Source organism: Rhodothermales bacterium, assembly GCA_034439735.1.
Taxonomy (GTDB): Bacteria; Bacteroidota; Rhodothermia; order Rhodothermales; family JAHQVL01; genus JAWKNW01.
On record JAWXAX010000280.1, the window covers coordinates 1 to 16,565 of the forward strand.

Annotated in this window: 15 protein-coding genes; 11 read left to right on the forward strand and 4 right to left on the reverse strand. The window is 63.3% G+C overall.

Annotated elements, in window-relative coordinates:
• Positions 1–154: 154 nt before the first annotated feature.
• From SH809_19550 to SH809_19565, 4 genes are all read right to left on the reverse strand, one after another.
• On the reverse strand, positions 155–1,306 hold the full coding sequence (locus SH809_19550; GenBank protein ID MDZ4701915.1) for a DUF5777 family beta-barrel protein: 1,152 nt from the start codon (positions 1,304–1,306) through the stop codon (positions 155–157).
• 327 nt (positions 1,307–1,633) lie between these two features.
• Positions 1,634–2,563, reverse strand: a complete 930-nt coding sequence (locus tag SH809_19555) for a glyoxylate/hydroxypyruvate reductase A (protein ID MDZ4701916.1) — start codon at positions 2,561–2,563, stop codon at positions 1,634–1,636.
• A 10-nt stretch (positions 2,564–2,573) separates the two neighbouring features.
• Positions 2,574–2,855 carry a hypothetical protein gene (locus SH809_19560; GenBank protein ID MDZ4701917.1) on the reverse strand — a complete coding sequence of 94 codons (282 nt, stop codon included), beginning with the start codon at positions 2,853–2,855 and terminating at the stop codon, positions 2,574–2,576.
• Between the two features lie 108 nt (positions 2,856–2,963).
• A complete protein-coding gene (locus tag SH809_19565) occupies positions 2,964–3,959 on the reverse strand; it encodes a tocopherol cyclase family protein (GenBank protein MDZ4701918.1) in 996 nt (331 codons plus the stop codon).
• A gap of 157 nt (positions 3,960–4,116) precedes the next feature.
• On the opposite strand from SH809_19565, the gene SH809_19570 reads away from it, so the two are divergent.
• From SH809_19570 to SH809_19620, 11 genes are all read left to right on the forward strand, one after another.
• A complete protein-coding gene (locus tag SH809_19570; protein MDZ4701919.1) occupies positions 4,117–4,983 on the forward strand; it encodes a hypothetical protein in 867 nt (288 codons plus the stop codon).
• 4 nt (positions 4,984–4,987) lie between these two features.
• Positions 4,988–5,953, forward strand: coding sequence for a pyridoxal-phosphate dependent enzyme (locus tag SH809_19575; protein MDZ4701920.1), 966 nt, complete (start codon positions 4,988–4,990; stop codon positions 5,951–5,953).
• A 163-nt stretch (positions 5,954–6,116) separates the two neighbouring features.
• The gene (locus SH809_19580; GenBank protein ID MDZ4701921.1) at positions 6,117–7,196 is read left to right on the forward strand and encodes a bifunctional oligoribonuclease/PAP phosphatase NrnA; all 1,080 of its coding nucleotides are present in this window, start codon (positions 6,117–6,119) and stop codon (positions 7,194–7,196) included.
• Entirely contained in the window at positions 7,196–8,698 is a 1,503-nt protein-coding gene (locus SH809_19585) for a leucyl aminopeptidase (GenBank protein ID MDZ4701922.1), read from the forward strand. The genes SH809_19580 and SH809_19585 overlap by 1 nt, the downstream gene beginning before the upstream one ends.
• 64 nt (positions 8,699–8,762) lie before the next feature.
• A complete protein-coding gene (gene pdxA / locus SH809_19590; protein ID MDZ4701923.1) occupies positions 8,763–9,776 on the forward strand; it encodes a 4-hydroxythreonine-4-phosphate dehydrogenase PdxA in 1,014 nt (337 codons plus the stop codon).
• 115 nt (positions 9,777–9,891) lie between these two features.
• Positions 9,892–10,653 carry a class I SAM-dependent methyltransferase gene (locus tag SH809_19595; GenBank protein MDZ4701924.1) on the forward strand — a complete coding sequence of 254 codons (762 nt, stop codon included), beginning with the start codon at positions 9,892–9,894 and terminating at the stop codon, positions 10,651–10,653.
• 119 nt (positions 10,654–10,772) lie between these two features.
• Complete coding sequence (locus tag SH809_19600) at positions 10,773–11,456, forward strand: ATP-binding cassette domain-containing protein (GenBank protein ID MDZ4701925.1); 684 nt, start codon at positions 10,773–10,775, stop codon at positions 11,454–11,456.
• 80 nt (positions 11,457–11,536) lie between these two features.
• Positions 11,537–13,234, forward strand: a complete 1,698-nt coding sequence (locus SH809_19605) for a sodium:alanine symporter family protein (protein ID MDZ4701926.1) — start codon at positions 11,537–11,539, stop codon at positions 13,232–13,234.
• 86 nt (positions 13,235–13,320) lie between these two features.
• Positions 13,321–13,938, forward strand: coding sequence for a uracil phosphoribosyltransferase (upp, locus tag SH809_19610; protein ID MDZ4701927.1), 618 nt, complete (start codon positions 13,321–13,323; stop codon positions 13,936–13,938).
• Between the two features lie 199 nt (positions 13,939–14,137).
• Positions 14,138–14,329: a hypothetical protein gene (locus SH809_19615; GenBank protein MDZ4701928.1), complete on the forward strand. Its 192-nt coding sequence runs from the start codon at positions 14,138–14,140 to the stop codon at positions 14,327–14,329.
• A 439-nt stretch (positions 14,330–14,768) separates the two neighbouring features.
• Positions 14,769–16,565: Na+/H+ antiporter NhaC family protein (locus tag SH809_19620; protein ID MDZ4701929.1), on the forward strand; the 1,797-nt coding region annotated here is incomplete at its 3' end.

Consider the following 16,565-nt stretch of genomic DNA (forward strand, 5'->3'; position numbering starts at 1 on the left):
TACATCGTGTCTCCCCGATACATCGTGTCTCCCCGATACATCGTGTCTCCCCGATACATCGTGTCTCCCCGATACATCGTGTCTCCCCGATACATCGTGACTCCCTCGTAGGGCCACGATACATTGAGGCCCTACGAAGGAATTTATGCAACGCCTATCGATTCAGAACACGGTAGATGTTAAACCCGAGGCGAACGTCGCCGTTGAGCAGGTCCAGATCGCCGCCGCGGAGGTACTGGTCGGCCGTGAGGCCAACCGTATTCGTGAGGATGATCTGGAATACGTGACCGGCGGTGGCGATTTCGAAGCCGGCGCCGGCGGTGTCGAACCGGATGTCGTTACCAAAGGTGAGGGTGCGCGTGTAGCCGGAGACGATCGGCGTCCACTCCGCCACCACGGCCATCCGGTTGTGAAACCGCCAGCGGCCGCCGAGGCCGACGGTGACGAGCAGGTCCTCATCCTCCACCAACTCCACCGGGTTCGTGGTGATGCCCGGCACCACCGCGATCCCAAACCGGTCGCCGATGGCGTGGGTAAGCGCCAGCTGACCCGTAAATTTCAACGCTTCGGGGCGGAATCGGTCTTCACCCGGCCGGCTCTCGGACACCCAGTTGCCTGTCGTCGTCAGGTTGATGCCTACCGGCCAGCCGCCGGCCTCCTGGGCCTTGATCTGATACCGGCCGTAGATCTCGACATTGTCGCCGACGTTGCTGCGGGCGATGCCCAGCAGAAGCTTGTCGGTAAACGAGTACCCGAGGTGCAGGTAGATGATGCCGCTCCCGTCCAGGCCGAAAAGGGCGTCGTAGCCGTCGTTGATACGCGGGTTGAAGCGGTGCGCGATGAGGAACAGGAAGTTGCCCTTCGCCAGCGTGCGATCCGTGGGTATGTTGATCACCTTCCAGCTGGGGAAGGCCAACGGGGTGGCTTTCGGGGCTTCGGCCTTGCGGGCTTCGTCCACACCGGCCATCCCTATGATCCACTGCTCGATGAGCCCGATCTCGTCCGGCGTCAGCCGGTCGCCGGTCATCGGCATCGGGAGCCCGATGATGGAAGGATCGCCTTTGATCTTGTGCACCAGATAACTGGCGCTCGGATTACCCGGCGCCACACGCTTTACATCCGGGCGCTCCATGCTAGCTTCGTCCACGATGGAGGCGTAAAACTGCGCCGGCTCGAGGTTCATGTTCATCTGGGGGATCGGGGCGCTATGGCAGCCGACCGCGGTGCAGGAGCGGGCGAAGATCTCGGAAACGCGGGCCTCAAGGTCGGCCGGCTGGGCGAGCGCGCGCGTAGGCGCAAGGGCCATCACTAGCAGAAAAGCAAACAATAGGGCCGCCATGGAGGCCGGCGAAGTGCGAGCAGTACCAAGGGTTTGCATAAGTCCCTGACAGGAGTTAGAGGTAAATGTGGAAGTCGACTCCCCCGGCGGAGCTTCGTCGCGTCGGGAAGGAAAAGCAATGATCAATACGTGCTTCAATTCGATACATGCGGATACGCTCGCGGCATCTCCACGCCGATTTCTATGTACCTGAGCGCGGGAACGTACCTATCTCGGCGGAAGAAAATGTGGTTCAACAGGGAATCCCATCGTCGAGAGCCGCGGTCGCCCTTTTACTTTCCAATCTATAAGCGCTTAATACTCCCTTCCAAGGTCGACCGGAAACGTGGGCGGCTGGCCGGCTACCGCACGGCGATAATCCTCCACTACCTGATGCGCCGCGGTGGCGGGATTGGTGATGCTGGCGATATGCGGGGTGACACGGATGTGCGGGTGCTTCCAGAACGGGTGATCGGCCGGCAGGGGCTCGTGGGTGAACACATCGAGCCAGGCGCTGCCGAGCCGGCCTTCAGCCAGCGCGTCGAGCAGGTCGGCGTCGACGAGATGACCGCCACGCGCGGCGTTGACGAGGCAGGCGCCGCGCGGCAGGAGGTTGAACAGCTGCCGGTCGAGGATACCGCGGGTGCGGGACGTGAGCGGCAGGAGGCAGACAAGAACCTGACACCGGGGCAGCATCGCGTCGAGCGCGGCGTCGCCGGCGAACGTCTCAAAGCCGGCGTCCACCCGGGGCGTCGTACTCCAGCCGAGGACGGTGTAGCCGAGGGAACGGAGCACACGCGCGGCGTCCATGCCCATGGCGCCGAGGCCAAGGATCCCGACCGTCCAGTCGCCCGCCGGCGGGGCGGGTTCAGGATCCCAATACCGAGCCGCCTGGCGGCGCGCGTAGCCATCGAAGCCGCGGTGCACGGAGACCACGGCGCCGGCCACATACACGCTCATGCCGGCGACGAGTTGAGGGTCGACGATGCGGCCGTAGACCGGGCCACGAGGGAGGTCGGGATCACCGATGAAGTGGTCGACGCCGGCGCCAAGCGAGAGGACGGTCTTCAGCTTCGGGTAGCGGTGCAAGGCGCCGGCCGGCTGTTTCCAGGCGACGGCGAGGGCGACATCATCCGCCGGCGCGTCGTCCGGCCATACCCGCATGTCGATATCGGGCGCAAGGGCCTGCAAGGCGCGGCGCCAGGGTGAGAGATCGCGGTTGGGGCAGACAAATACGAGGGCCATATGGGGGAAATCAATCGCTGGTTTCTCGCCCTCCACGCTGCGGCGTGGAGGCGGGCCGGGCATCATCCAGGCGGGCCACTTTTTCCTCGAGGCTGTGCAGACGCGCCAGCATCAAGATGAGCCCGAGACCCAGCGCCAGCGCCCCCAACACGGCGGCGAGACGCAGCGCGAGCAGTTCGGAATGGGCGAAGAGCGCGATCCACAACGGACCGATAGCCAGCAGAAACGGTACCAGCCGGCCCGTGCGCTGCAAACGTGAGTCGGAGGGCGGGTCTTTGGGTGAGTCTACCATGGGATGTTGAATCGATGGGCCGAGGCGGCTCCCTTTGGATCGTTCACAAGGCACAGTACAGCATTCGGCGGGCAATTCCTAGATTCTGCCATATTCGTGCCACCCCGATCAGGCCAACGGGCCGAGGCCGAGCATCGCCTGCAACCGTGGTAGATCGCCCTGAACTTCCGCGGCCCCGGCAGGGCTGAGGCCGGCGAAGACTACGCGGCCGCCGCGTTCGGAAAGCGTGACGCTGAGCGGCGCGTCCAGGCACTCATCCACCCGGGGGATCATATCCTCCGCTCCGGGTGCAAACAGCCGGGCAGACGGACCTGTCAGGGCTTCGATTTCGAGCCGATGGCGCCGGTCCTCGGCGACGACGCGCACGCGGCCCGGCTCGATGTCGAGTGCGCGGACGCGGGCCCCCGTGTAGGTCGTGAATCGATAGAGCCGGCCCTCGTGTCGCAGGCCAATGATTGAGCCGCCAAACGTCGTCCCCAGAAACGGGATGATGGCGATGGAGGCCGAGACACTGGTGCCGGTTTCCGGGAAATGATTGCCCTGCATCCACACCCACGACGCCGGAAAATTGCGCCCCCAATCCTTCTCCGTGTACCCCCGTCCGCCGGTGAAGTCGATGGTTTCGCGGCCCAGATCCAGCGTCCCCTCGATGCGGTGGTCCATGCTCACGACGCCGTGGAAACACTCCATAAACGGCACATACGCGTACCATCCCATGACGCCCGGCGCGCGGAGGGTGACGGGCCAGGGGGAAAGGTCGGTGAACACAAGCTCGCCCCGCCATGGGGTCGCGCCGGCGAGGTCGAGCGTCAGGCCCTGCGCCGAAAATCGATTGGGGCCGATCTGGATGGAGAACGCCCGGGGCGACGCGCTGAAGGCCTCCATCGGATACCGCTCCATCGCCACCTGCCCGCTCGCGCCATCTACCGTCATCACAAACGCAAACCGGTTGTCGCCGCGCCGGCTCATGAAAACACCCGGGATCACGGCCAGCGTCCGTCGGCCGGCCGGATCCACCAGCTTGTAATACCACCCTTCGAAGAAGCTGCGCGTAGCGCGGAGGCCGTGATAACGGTCGGGATCGAGCCAGGGGGCGGGCGGCATAGGCAGTGGGGCTGGGTATCGAAGAAAGCCGGCCGCGGGATACTTTGTTCCTCTGGATCCTTTGATCCACAGGATACTTTGATTCATTGCGGCGTAAACTTCCTCACCTCACGTTGGATAGTCTTGAACCTGAATTCCGCCCCCAATTTCCCGCGCCATGCTCCAGGACCTCCTCACTCAGTGGCAAGTACTCGGTCAGGCCTCGCCCTTCCGACTGGTCGATGCCCGGCTCCAGGTGCACTGGGCGGCCCAGGTGGCGGCGTCATTTGCTCAAACGCACGTCCCGGCGGAGCCGGACTTCAGCCACACGAGTTTTGAAGGGCGGGTCGATTCCGGCGTTTTTCGTTTTGTCACTCGGCCCGGCCCCGCCGGCGTCCGCGCCTCGCTGCGGGTGGGGGACCTCACCCTGGAGCTGATCGACGCCGGCGACCGCTTCGTCGATCGGCTCCATCTCCACGGCCGCACGCTCCACGAGGCCTACACGTGGATGGCTGACGCCGTGGCCGGCCTCACGGGCGATCGGACGCCGCTCGTTCGGCTCGAACACGACCTGCCCCATCACCCCGTGGCTTCCTCCGATCCGTTTACCTACAACGAGATCGCCGAATTTGAAGCACTGGAGCGCTGGTTCGGCAATGCCGACGCACTCCTTCGTCATATGCGCGACACCCACGACCCGTGCCGGCCGATCCGGTCCTGGCCACACCATCTTGATAGCGCGTTTCTGCTCGTGCTCGACCCCGATGCCGGCCCGGAAGCGACCCGGAGCGTGGGCATCGGGATGTCACCTGGCGACCGCTCGTACGCGCAACCCTATCTCTACGTCAATCACTGGCCGCGCAGCACATCCGATCGGCTGTCGACCCTGCCCGTAGGCCGCTGGCACACGACCGGTTGGATGGGCGCGGTGCTTACAGGCGATACGCTCGTGGCGGCCGGTAGCGCGGCGGCCCAGGTGGACCTGGCGCTTCGTTTTCTCGATGCGGCCGTCGAAGCGAGCCTGCGTCTGCTGCCGGAGGACTGACCGCATGGAGATCACCCGCGAGGCCATCGAGGCGGCGGCCGGCCGGATCAGGCCCTACATCTGGGAGACCCTTATCGAGCCGTCGCCAGCGCTGGGCCGCGCGACGGGGCTCGATGTATTTCTGAAGATGGAATGCCTGCAGATCACCCGCTCGTTCAAAGTCCGTGGTGCGCTCAACGCGCTGATCCAGCTGCCGCCGGAAGTCCCCGTCATCACCGCGTCCACCGGCAACCACGGGCTCGCCGTTGCCTACGGCCTGGCAACGCTCGGTCGGCAGGGTACGATCGTCCTCCCCGAAACCGTCAGCCCCCAGAAACGCGCCGCCCTCGATGCGATGGGCGCAAGGATCGCGTTGTACGGGACGGATAGTGTAGAGACCGAGCGGTTTGCCCGGGAAGAAAGCCGGCGCACGGGCGCGGCCTATGTATCTCCCTACAACGACGCGGCCGTCGTGTGTGGGCAGGGGACGATCGGGATCGAGCTGCTGGGCCGGCTCGGGCGGGTGGACTATGTCTTTGTCCCGGTGGGCGGGGGTGGGTTGATCGGCGGCGTCGCAGCCTACCTCAAGGCGGTGCGGCCCGAGACGCGCGTCATCGGCTGCCTGCCGGCGTATTCGCCCGTCATGATGGCATCAGTGGAAGCCGGCCGCATCCTGGATCTACCCACGCAGCCCACCCTCAGCGACGGCACCGCCGGAGGGATCGAGGCGGAGGCGATCACGTTTGGCCTCTGCCAGCGTTTCGTGGACGATTGGGTGGCCGTGGACGAGTTGGCGATTGCATCGGCCATGAAAGGCCTGTTCGAGGAGCACCGCGTGGTGGTGGAGGGCGCGGCCGGCGTCGGGGTGGCCGGGATGCTGGCGTATGCGGAGGCGCGCCGAGTGCCGGCCGGCGGCCGGGCCGCCGTCATCCTGTGTGGCGGCAACATCGGGGCTTCGTCGTTTCTCGAGATCGTGCGGCGGACGATGTAGCCGGGGTGAACATCCCTGTGGAAAATCCGTGAGGGACGAACCAACCGGCCGCGCTGGCGTTCATGAGGGGCTATAAATACAGGGCATGGAGGCTGGCAATGGCTTCCTGGCGACCGGCCGGCAGCGATGCGAGTGGTATCCACGGCCTTCTTATGGAGATGGAATGATCGATCAGTTCGTAGCCGGTCTACTCGCCGGCCAGCATGTCGTAATCACCACCCACGTGCGCCCGGATGGCGATGCCATCGGCACACAGCTGGGGCTGGGGACCTTTCTGCGCAAGCTGGGCAAAACGGTTCACATGATCAACAGCGATCCGCCCCCGATGAACATGGGCTGGTTGCCGGGCATCCGAGATGTCCTCGTGTTTGATCAGACGATCGCCCAGCGTGAGATCATCGACCGGGCGGATGTGATCGTGGTGGTGGACACCAACGCCATCGATCGGGTGGGGCAGATGGCCGGGCCGATCAAGGGCAGCTCGGCGAAAAAGTACCTGATCGATCACCACACCGGCCCCGAGCAATGGTTTGACGCCACGTACGTCCGAGACACGGCGTCGTCCGCCGGCGAACTCGTGTACGAACTCATCGCCTATCACGACATCCACCTGATCGATGCCTCGATCGCCACGCCGCTGTATGCCGCGATCCTTACCGATACCGGTTCGTTCCGCTTCAGCTCCGTGACGCCGGCCGTGCATCGCATCTCCGCCGAATTGATCGAACGCGGGGCGCTGGAGCCGGCCGCGATCTACTCCGCCATTTACGAGACCCGCTCGGCCGAGAGCATGCGTCTCCTCGCGCTGGTGCTCAGCACCCTCACGCTCCGCTACCAGGGCACCATCGGGTACATGGTGATATCGCAACGGATGCTGAACGACACGCGCGCGAACTCCGAAGAGGCCGACGGCTTTGTCAACTACGCCATGTCGATCGACGGCGTCCGTGTAGCCGTCATGTTTCTCGAGACGGCCCGTGGCATCAAAATAAGCTTTAGGTCCCACAGCGACGCACACGTCCACGAGTGGGCGCGTTCGCTCGGCGGAGGCGGTCACCGGAATGCGTCGGGAGCTTTTATCGATCGCCGCTCGCTGGAGGACGTGATCGTCGAGACGATCAGCCGGGCGCCGCGGTACATCGACGTGCCCGACGAGACCGCGGACGGAAAAGCCAGCCTTAGCGAGGACGATGCTTCGTATCTCACCTCCCTCCAAGCCAGTAAGTCGTACAGACACCGTTGATGAAAGTATCGGTCACCACGATTCCCTTTAGTGAACTGGATGTAGACCTGCTCCTCGTGCCGGTCTCGAAAGACGATTTTACGGAGTCGGTCGCGGCTCTGAAGGCGGCGTTCGGCGAGTCGGTCAGCCGCGCCCTGTGCGATTTTGACGGCGAGTTGTCGAAAAGTGTCGTGTTGTATCCGGAGAAGGCTCGCGCCCGCCGGCTGGCCATGATCGGCCTGGGCGACAAAACCGCCGCCGACACCGAAATCATCCGCCAGATGGCCGCCGAAGGCGCCGCGATGGCGATCGCCCGTCAGGCGGAAACGGTGGCCTTTGTGATCCCCAACGCCGGCCTGGACCCCGAAACGACCAGCCAGGCGCTCGTCGAGGGCTTTGTGCTCGGCTCCTACCGCTACGAACATTATAAGACGCAGGAAGAGGAGAAGACCCGCGAGATCCAGCGGCTCGTGCTCCATGTCAGCGACGCCGAAAAAACCTGCCGGCTGGGCGCCGAGCGCGGCCGCGTCATCGCGGAATGTGTGATCACCGCGCGCGACCTGATCAACCTCTCCCCCGACGAAAAAACCGCTACCGCCCTCGCCCGCGCCGCCGAAAAATCCGCCAAGAAGTTTGGATATGGCGCCTGGGTGTGGGACAAGGTGCTCATCGAAGAAGAAAAGATGGGTGGCCTGCTCGCGGTCAACAAAGGGAGTGTGGAGCCGCCCACCTTTACCGTCCTCACCTGGGAGCCCGAAAACCCCGTCAACCAGCGCCCGATCGTGCTCGTGGGGAAGGGGGTCGTGTTTGACACCGGCGGCCTGTCGCTCAAGCCGACAAAGGATTCGATGGACTACATGAAGTCCGACATGAGCGGCGCCGCCGCCGTGATCGGCACCTTCGAGGCGGTGGCGAGGCTGGATCTCCCCGTGCACCTGATCGGCCTCATTCCGGCGACCGACAACCGCCCGGGCCTGCAGGCTTACGTGCCAGGCGAGGTCGTCCGTATGCACTCCGGCGCGACTGTCGAGGTGCTCAACACGGACGCCGAGGGCCGCATGCTGCTCGCGGACGCGCTTTCCTACGCCAGAACGTACAAGCCCGAACTCGTGATCGACATCGCCACGCTGACGGGCGCGGCCGTGATCTCGCTCGGGAAAGACGTCGCGGCGGTGATGACCAACGAGGGGGAGGGCGCGCAGACGCGGATCGAGATGATGGAGGAAGCCGGCCAGCGGAGCGGCGACCGCGTGCATCGGATGCCGATGTATGCGGATTTTAAACGGGCGCTCAAAAGCGACGTGGCGGACCTTAAGAACGTCGGCGGCCGGGAGGCGAGCTCGATCACGGCTGCGAAATTCCTGGAGCATTTTGTCGACTACCCCTGGATTCATCTGGATATCGCCGGCCCGGCCTTTTTGCACGAGGCGAAGCCCTACCGCCCTCGCGGCGGCACCGGTTTCGGCGTTCGGCTGCTGGTGGATTTCCTCCGCACGCTGGCCAGCCCGAAGAAACGACGTTGAGTGAACGACGCTTATTACCTGGATCACCTGCGCCGAATGCGGCGCATGAACGATAGATGTTGACATGGAACGTCCACGGATAGCCGTGACCATGGGGGATCCCAACGGGATCGGACCAGAAGTGGTCCTGAAAACCCTGATGGACTCGCGCATATTGAAGTATATCGACCCGATCGTGGTAGGTTCGATAGCCGTCATGCGGCGCTACGCCAGGCTCGTGCCGATGCTACCCGAACAGATCCGCGAGGTGAGCGATCTCGACGATACCTCGCCGGCCCAGGCCGGCATCCGGGTGTACGACGCCTTCGGCGGTCATGAGCCGGTGATCCAGCTCGGTGAGATCACCGAAGCCGGCGGCCGCGCCTCCATGCGAGCCGTAGAAGCGGCCGTCGATCTCTGCCTCGGCGGCCAGGTGCAGGCGATGGTGACCGCCCCGATCTCGAAAGAGGCGATTGCGATGGCCGGCTATACGAACCGTGGCCACACCGAGTTTATCGTCCAGAAAACGGGGGTGAGCGGGCATACGATGATGATGGTGGCCGACCAACTCCGCGTGGGCCTCCTCACCGAACACGTGCCCCTCGCCGAGGTGCCGGCGATGGTCACCGTCGCCGCCATCGGGGATAAACTGCGCCTCATGACCTCCAGCTTGATCCGCGACTTTGGCGTCGAACGCCCGCGGATTGCCGTGCTGGGCCTGAATCCGCACGCCGGCGACGGCGGGCTGCTGGGCCGTGAAGAGATGGAAACCATCCTACCGGCCATCGAGGCCGCTTGCGAAGAAGGGGTCCACGCCTTCGGCCCGTTTCCGGCCGACGGCTTCTTCGCCATCGGCATGTATCGCAATTACGACGGCGTCCTGGCCATGTATCACGATCAGGGGCTAATCCCGTTTAAGACCCTGGCCTTCAGCACCGGTGTCAACTACACCGCCGGCCTGCCGATCATCCGGACTTCGCCGGATCACGGGACGGCGTTTAATATAGCCGGGAAGGGGGAAGCCGACCCCGGAAGCATGCGCAGCGCGGTATTTCTGGCGCTGGATATCGTCCGCCGGCGCATGCGCGCCGCCACGTAAATCGTTCACGGCCCAGGGCGGGAATCGGCGATTTTCCGGGCCGGCGTATCTGACGTGTCGAATCTACCCGTACATTCTCTTTATATCCTCCAACCCGGAACACACGCTTCTCCCCATGCACACGCCGGATCTCGTCGAAGTTGCCCCGTATAGCGCCATAGCCCGGGGATACGATCTCATCATGGAGCATGTGTCGTACGAATACTGGGCCGCCTTCACGGACAAGGTCCTCCACGAATTCCATCCGACGCCGCGGCGGATTCTTGAGCTGGGGTGTGGGACCGGGACGTTCGCCGTGGCGCTTCAGCCGTTGCGAGACTACGATTATGTCGGCACCGACCGGTCCGCCGAGATGATCGAACAGGCCCGCGTCAAGGCCGAGGAAGCCGAGGTGCCGGCGCGTTTTGAGGTACAGGACTTCACGCGTTTCCAGTGCGACGAACCCTTCGATGCGGCCGTGTTGCTGTACGACGGGCTCAACTACGCACTGGACGCCGCGTCGCTCGAGGCGTTGTTTGCCTGCACCTTTGATGCACTCAAACCAGGGGGACTGTTTTTCTTCGATCAGAGCACGCCGGCGAATTCGATCAACAACGAGGCGTTTTTTGAGGACGAAGGGGACGACGACGATTTTTCGTACGTTCGCGGAAGCCACTATGACCGCGAGACCCGGCTACACACTACGACCTTCGAAGTGTATGTCGACGAGCGCGCCTACTTCGAGCGCCATGTACAGCGGGCCTATACAATCGACGAAGTCCGCGCGCCGGTGCTCAAGGCCGGCTTCGAAATTGTCACCACGTTCGACGGATTCACCTCGCAGGCCGCCACGGAGATATCGGAACGGGTGCACTGGATCGTCCGTCGGCCGGCCTGAAATATCGGCGAGGCGCCTCTACGATCGTGTGCATCGTTGCATGTGATGCTTGATAGTTCGAAACTTACGCCCCTTGAGCGCCATTAGCGCTCTTTTACGACGCCAATCCCGGGTTTAATGTGATCGAGTTCAAAAACGTATCTGTCGCGTACGAATTGCCGAACGGGTTACGGCGTTCGGTGCTGGAAAATGTCTCCCTCCGGGTGGATCAGGGTGAGCTGGTGTATCTCATCGGGCAGACCGGCAGCGGGAAGAGCACCCTGCTGCGGATGTTGTACATGGATCTGCTGCCCGATCAGGGGGTGACACGCGTCGGAGACTACCGATCGGACACCATCAAGGAGAAGGACATCCCCTATCTGCGTCGCTCGCTCGGGGTGATCTACCAGGATTTTCAGCTCCTGCCGGACCGCACCGTATACGATAACGTCGCCTTCGCCCTGCACGTGACGGGGAAAAGCGGCAACATCGTCCGATCACGCGCCATGGCGGTTCTTGCCCGCGTCGGCCTCTCCCACAAAAGCAAACGCTTCCCCCACGAGATCTCCGGCGGCGAACAGCAGCGCGTGTCCGTGGCGCGCGCCCTCGTCAACGAGCCCTGGATCCTCCTGGCCGACGAGCCCACCGGTAACCTCGACCCCCGCGTGGCCGACGAAATCCACAAGCTGCTCCTCAGCCTGAATCAGCAGGGCATGACCGTGCTGATGGCTACTCACGACTACCGGCTCGTCAAAAAATACCCCTCGCGCACGCTCGCTCTGATGAACCAGCAGGTCGTGGAAGTACACCCACAATCGCTCTGAATCCTGATTTGCTACCCAGATTCAAGGAAGCTATATTGCCTCACCTTTTTTACTGGTGACACTAGCCTACCTGAAGTTGTATGGAGTATCTGGAGCATTTCATCGGTTTCATGAACAACCTGCTGGCGCCCGTGCTGGTGTTTTCACTGCTGGGCGTCGGTTTGGTCCTGACCATACGACTCGGGTTTATCCAGTTCCGCCGCCTCGGGCACGGGTTTGCGGTTACGACCGGTAAATACGACGATCCGGATACGCCGGGGGACGTATCGCACTTCCAGGCGCTTACGACGGCGCTCTCCGCCACCGTCGGCATCGGCAACATCGCCGGCGTGGCCATCGCCATCCACTGGGGCGGGCCCGGCGCGCTCTTCTGGATGTGGATGACGGCCCTGCTGGGCATGGCCACCAAGTACAGCGAGGTCACACTCGCCCAGCACTTCCGCGAACAACTCCCCGCCGACGGGAAGAACTGGGCGGGCTCGGTCGCCGGCGGCCCAATGTATTACATCGAAAAGGGCCTCGGGAAAGCCTGGAAACCCGTCGCCATCTTCTTCGCCTTCGCGCTGATGCTGACGTCGTTCCTGACCGGCAACGCGATCCAGGCGAATACCCTCGCCACGCAGATCTATCACAACTTCGGCATCGCAACCTGGATCACCGGGTTTATCACCGCCGGCCTCGTAGGGGTTGTCATCATCGGCGGCATCCGCCGTATTGGCGCCGTCACCGGGGTGCTGGCGCCGGCCATGGCGCTTATTTATGTCCTGGGCGCGGTCCTCATCATCTTCGCCAGCCCGAGTATGATCCTCACGGCGTTCGGGACGATCTTCGCCGAGGCGTTTAACCCCACCGCCGGCGTCGCCGGCACGGGCGTCGGCGTCTTCCTGCTGACGATGCAATACGGCGTCCAGCGCGGCCTTTTCTCCAACGAAGCCGGCCAGGGATCCGCCCCGATCGCCCACTCCGCGGCGAAAACGGACGAACCGGTCTCGGAAGGCGTCGTGGCGCTCCTCGAGCCCTTTATCGATACCATCATCATCTGCACGATCACGGGCATCGTGGTCGTCGGCACCGGGGTGTACGACGAACGCGTCGAAACCACGCTCGAGTTAAACGATGGCAACATCTCGTTTGTCGTTCCCGCCGGCAACGGCGGATTCACTTCGACGCCAAGCCCGGGGAGCTGGTCGGTCGCGAACGGCGAGCCGCTCGACGCCAACGGGGCGCTCATGGCGTATTTCGACGTCCCGGTCGATGGCCTGTACATCGACCCGGCGATGACCCAGCCGTTTACGGGCACGCTGCTTCCGGCCGAAGCGCGGGCGCAGGACGCCGCCGGCACAAGCTACAGCACCCTCTACGGCCGCGCGGTCCGCAGCAGCTCGCCCCTGACGACGCTCGCTTTCGAGCGCGGGCTCGAACCCCTCGGGCTCAGCTGGCTCGGACGCTACATCGTCCTCATCAGCGTCATTTTATTCGCGCTCTCCACGGCAATTAGCTGGAGTTACTACGGCGATCGATGCGCGCACTACCTCTGGGGGCAAAACGCCATCCTGCCCTACAAAGCAGTCTACGTCCTGATGCACTTCATCGGCGCCACGCTGGCCGTGACGACGATCTGGGATCTGGGCGACGTGGCGCTGGCGCTGGTGACGATTCCGAACGTGATTGCGCTCCTCCTGCTTTCCGGCCTCGTCAAGAAGCTCACGGACAGCTACTTCGAGCGCCGTGCCTGGGAGAAGGTGACGGTGAAGAAGAAAACAAAGACCACGATGTAAAACGTACCGGTTTACAGGGCCTCGATCTATTGAGCCCTGATAACCTGAAGACCTGGTACCCAGTGACCGCCCGGACGTTTGCCTCGCTGACGGTTGTAGACCACCCGCTGCTCCAGCGCGACCTGACCGTCTTGCGTGACCGCCTCACGCCGCCAGGCCTGTTTCGAGAGCGCCTCTCCGACGCCGCCTCGATTCTCGCGTACGAGGCCATGCGGAGCCTCCGTGTGACCAGCGTGTCCGTCGAGACTCCCCTCGAAACAACCACGGGCAGCCGGCTGGCCGACGATGTCGTCGTGGTCTCGATCCTTCGGGCCGGCCTGGGCATGGTCGACGGATTCGTGCGCTTCGTGCCCGAAGCCCGGATCGGCCACCTGGGGATGTATCGCGATGAAGAGACCCGCCGGCCGGTAGACTACTACAGCAGCATCCCCCGGAATATCGAGGACTCGATGGTGTTTGTCGTGGATCCCATGCTCGCTACCGGGGGGAGCGCCTGTGCCGCCATCGACCATCTCAAAAAAGGCGGCGGCCGCCGCTTTGCCTTCGTTTGCCTCGTCGCGGCCCCGGAAGGCGTGCTACGCCTCAGCCGGCGGCATCCAGACGTTTCGATCATGGCGGCGGTGCTGGATCGAGAGCTGGACGAGCGAGCCTACATCCGCCCCGGCCTGGGCGACGCCGGCGATCGCACGTTTGGCACCCTCTGAACCCTCGGCGTCACGAAAAGGGTCGTATCAGAGTGGGACTCAGACCCCGCGGAGCCGCCCACAATTCGAGAAGATCGACTTCCAGGCCCCCGGCAACTCTCAATGAGCATGTACGTGGACGGATGTCACAGAGCTGTGACGAATGGGCACACGTTTTGTCTTGAGGAAATTAGTTCACACCAAGACAACGTGATGATCCATGCATCAGACCTTCACCCCTACCCAGGACCGCACCCCGCTCTCGATTCGCCTCAAACTGCGTATGAAAGACGGGTTCGCTCAGACGCAGGATTGCCTTCGGGCTTCCCGCTTCGCGCTCGCCGGCTCCTCGATGCCCGCACCGCAGCCGGTCATGCAGCCGTTCACCTCGCGCTTCCGCGTCAATAGGTAAAACGCCCCGTTCGTCTACTACCCCCGATCCGCCCCACGCGGATCCTACCGACTTTCCAGGATCTGGCTGGTGATTGCACACCCACTGGCTTCCGTTCTTCTCCTCGGCCTGGCGAGGACATGCTGCGCATCGCGCGAAACGTCAACCGAACTCCTGCTGGAATTCAGTTGGCGTTTTTTTGTGCGCAGGCAACAACCGGGTGTGATTGGCGCTCTGACCGCTGACTCGAACGGTTATCCCGACCTCCTGCCTGCGAATGCGTCGTGTTGCGAATGTCGTGCATGATTTCGCTATCTTACCCCGCTTTATTACCCACCTTTCCCATCGTACGATGCAGCGGGCGCGAATCGTTCTCATTTGCCTATCCTTCCTGGGACTATCTTTTCTGACCAGCATCGTCGTCCCTCCGGTCGCGGCGCAATCGGATTCCCCGATACAGGTGCCCAAGGCGATTCTATCGGGCATCCCGTATCACGTCGAAGTCGACCCCTCGGTAGGATCACAGACCGGCCTCACCGTTCGCGCTGGCGGGCAAACCTACCCGGTGACGGTCGACCCGGAGACCGGCGTGGCATCGAGCGAGGCCATCGTGGCGCTATCCAGCGGGCTGGTGCAGATAGAACTGCTGCGCGACGGGGCGGCTATTGCATCGGCATCGCGACGTGTCATTCCGGGCTGGCTCGCTATCGTCCCCCCCTTGCTTGCCATCCTCGTCGCTCTTCTCTTCAAGCGGGTGATCCCGGCGCTTTTCCTGGGTATCTGGGTGGGGGGATGGGCGGCGGCCGGCCTGTCGTTCGCCGGCGTATTTACCAGTTTGCTCGATACCCTGAACGTCTACGTGCTAGACGCCCTGGCCTATCGCGACCATGCCTCCATCATCATCTTCACCCTCATGATCGGGGGGATGGTGGGCATCATCTCAAAAAACGGCGGCACTCAGGGTATTGTAAATGGGATCGTGGGATGGGCCCGCACGGCGCAACGGGGGCAGCTGGCCGCCTGGGCGCTGGGCATTGTGATTTTTTTTGACGATTACGCCAATACCCTCGTCGTTGGCAAGACGATGCGGCCGGTGACCGATCGCTTAAAGGTCTCGCGCGAGAAGCTGGCGTATATCGTCGACTCTACGGCGGCGCCGGTCGCGAGCGTCGCCCTGGCCACCACCTGGATTGGCTACGAAGTGGGCCTCATCGGGGACTCCGTCAATCAGATCGATGGGTTTAACGAGTCGGCCTATTCGATCTTTCTGAACTCGCTCGGCTACAGTTTCTACCCCTTGCTGGCGGTTTATTTTGTCTTTATGGTCGCCTGGCTCCGTAGGGATTATGGGCCCATGTATACCGCCGAGATGCGCGCGCGCACCACGGGCGCCGTGTCGGGAGTGAGTGAATCCGCCGCGGCGATGAACGACGACACGCACGAAATCGCGCCGATCGCCGGCAAGCCGCAACGTGCGTTTAATGCCGGCATTCCAGTGGGAGTATTGATCCTCGGAGTTATGGTGGGGCTGTATACGAGCGGCGAGGGCGAGACCCTGCGCGACATCATCGGCAGCGCCAACTCGTACCAGGCGCTCATGAATGGATCGCTGGCCGGCGTGCTCGCCGCCATCTTGCTCTCGGTCGGGCAACGCATCCTCACCCTCGAGCAGACGATCGAGGCCTGGTATGCCGGCCTCAAGTCGATGATGCTCGCCATGATTATCCTCATCATGGCCTGGGCGCTGTCGTCCGTCACCGAGGTGCTGCACACGGCCGAGTTTCTCGTGTCGGTGCTGGGGGACTCGATCGCCCCGGGCTTCATCCCGACGCTGGTGTTCCTTCTGGCCGCCGCCACCGGTTTTGCCACGGGGTCCAGCTGGGGCGCCATGGGTATCCTCATGCCGCTCGTCATTCCGCTCGCGTGGGCGGTACTCGAAGTCAATGCGCTGGCGGATCCATCGCATTATTTCATCATCTACTCGACCGTCGCCTGCGTGCTGGCCGGCTCGGTCTGGGGAGACCACTGCTCGCCCATCTCGGACACCACCATCCTGTCGTCCATGGCGTCGAGCTGCGACCACATCGCCCACGTGCGCACCCAGTTGCCGTATGCGTTTACCGTCGGCGGCGTGGCCGTCCTGGCGGGGACGTTGCCGACCGGCTTTGGAATGCCGTGGTGGATTTCGATGGGAGTTTCCGCCCTGATCCTGTATGCCATCCTGCGGTTTTATGGCCGAGAAGTGGACCCGGCGGAA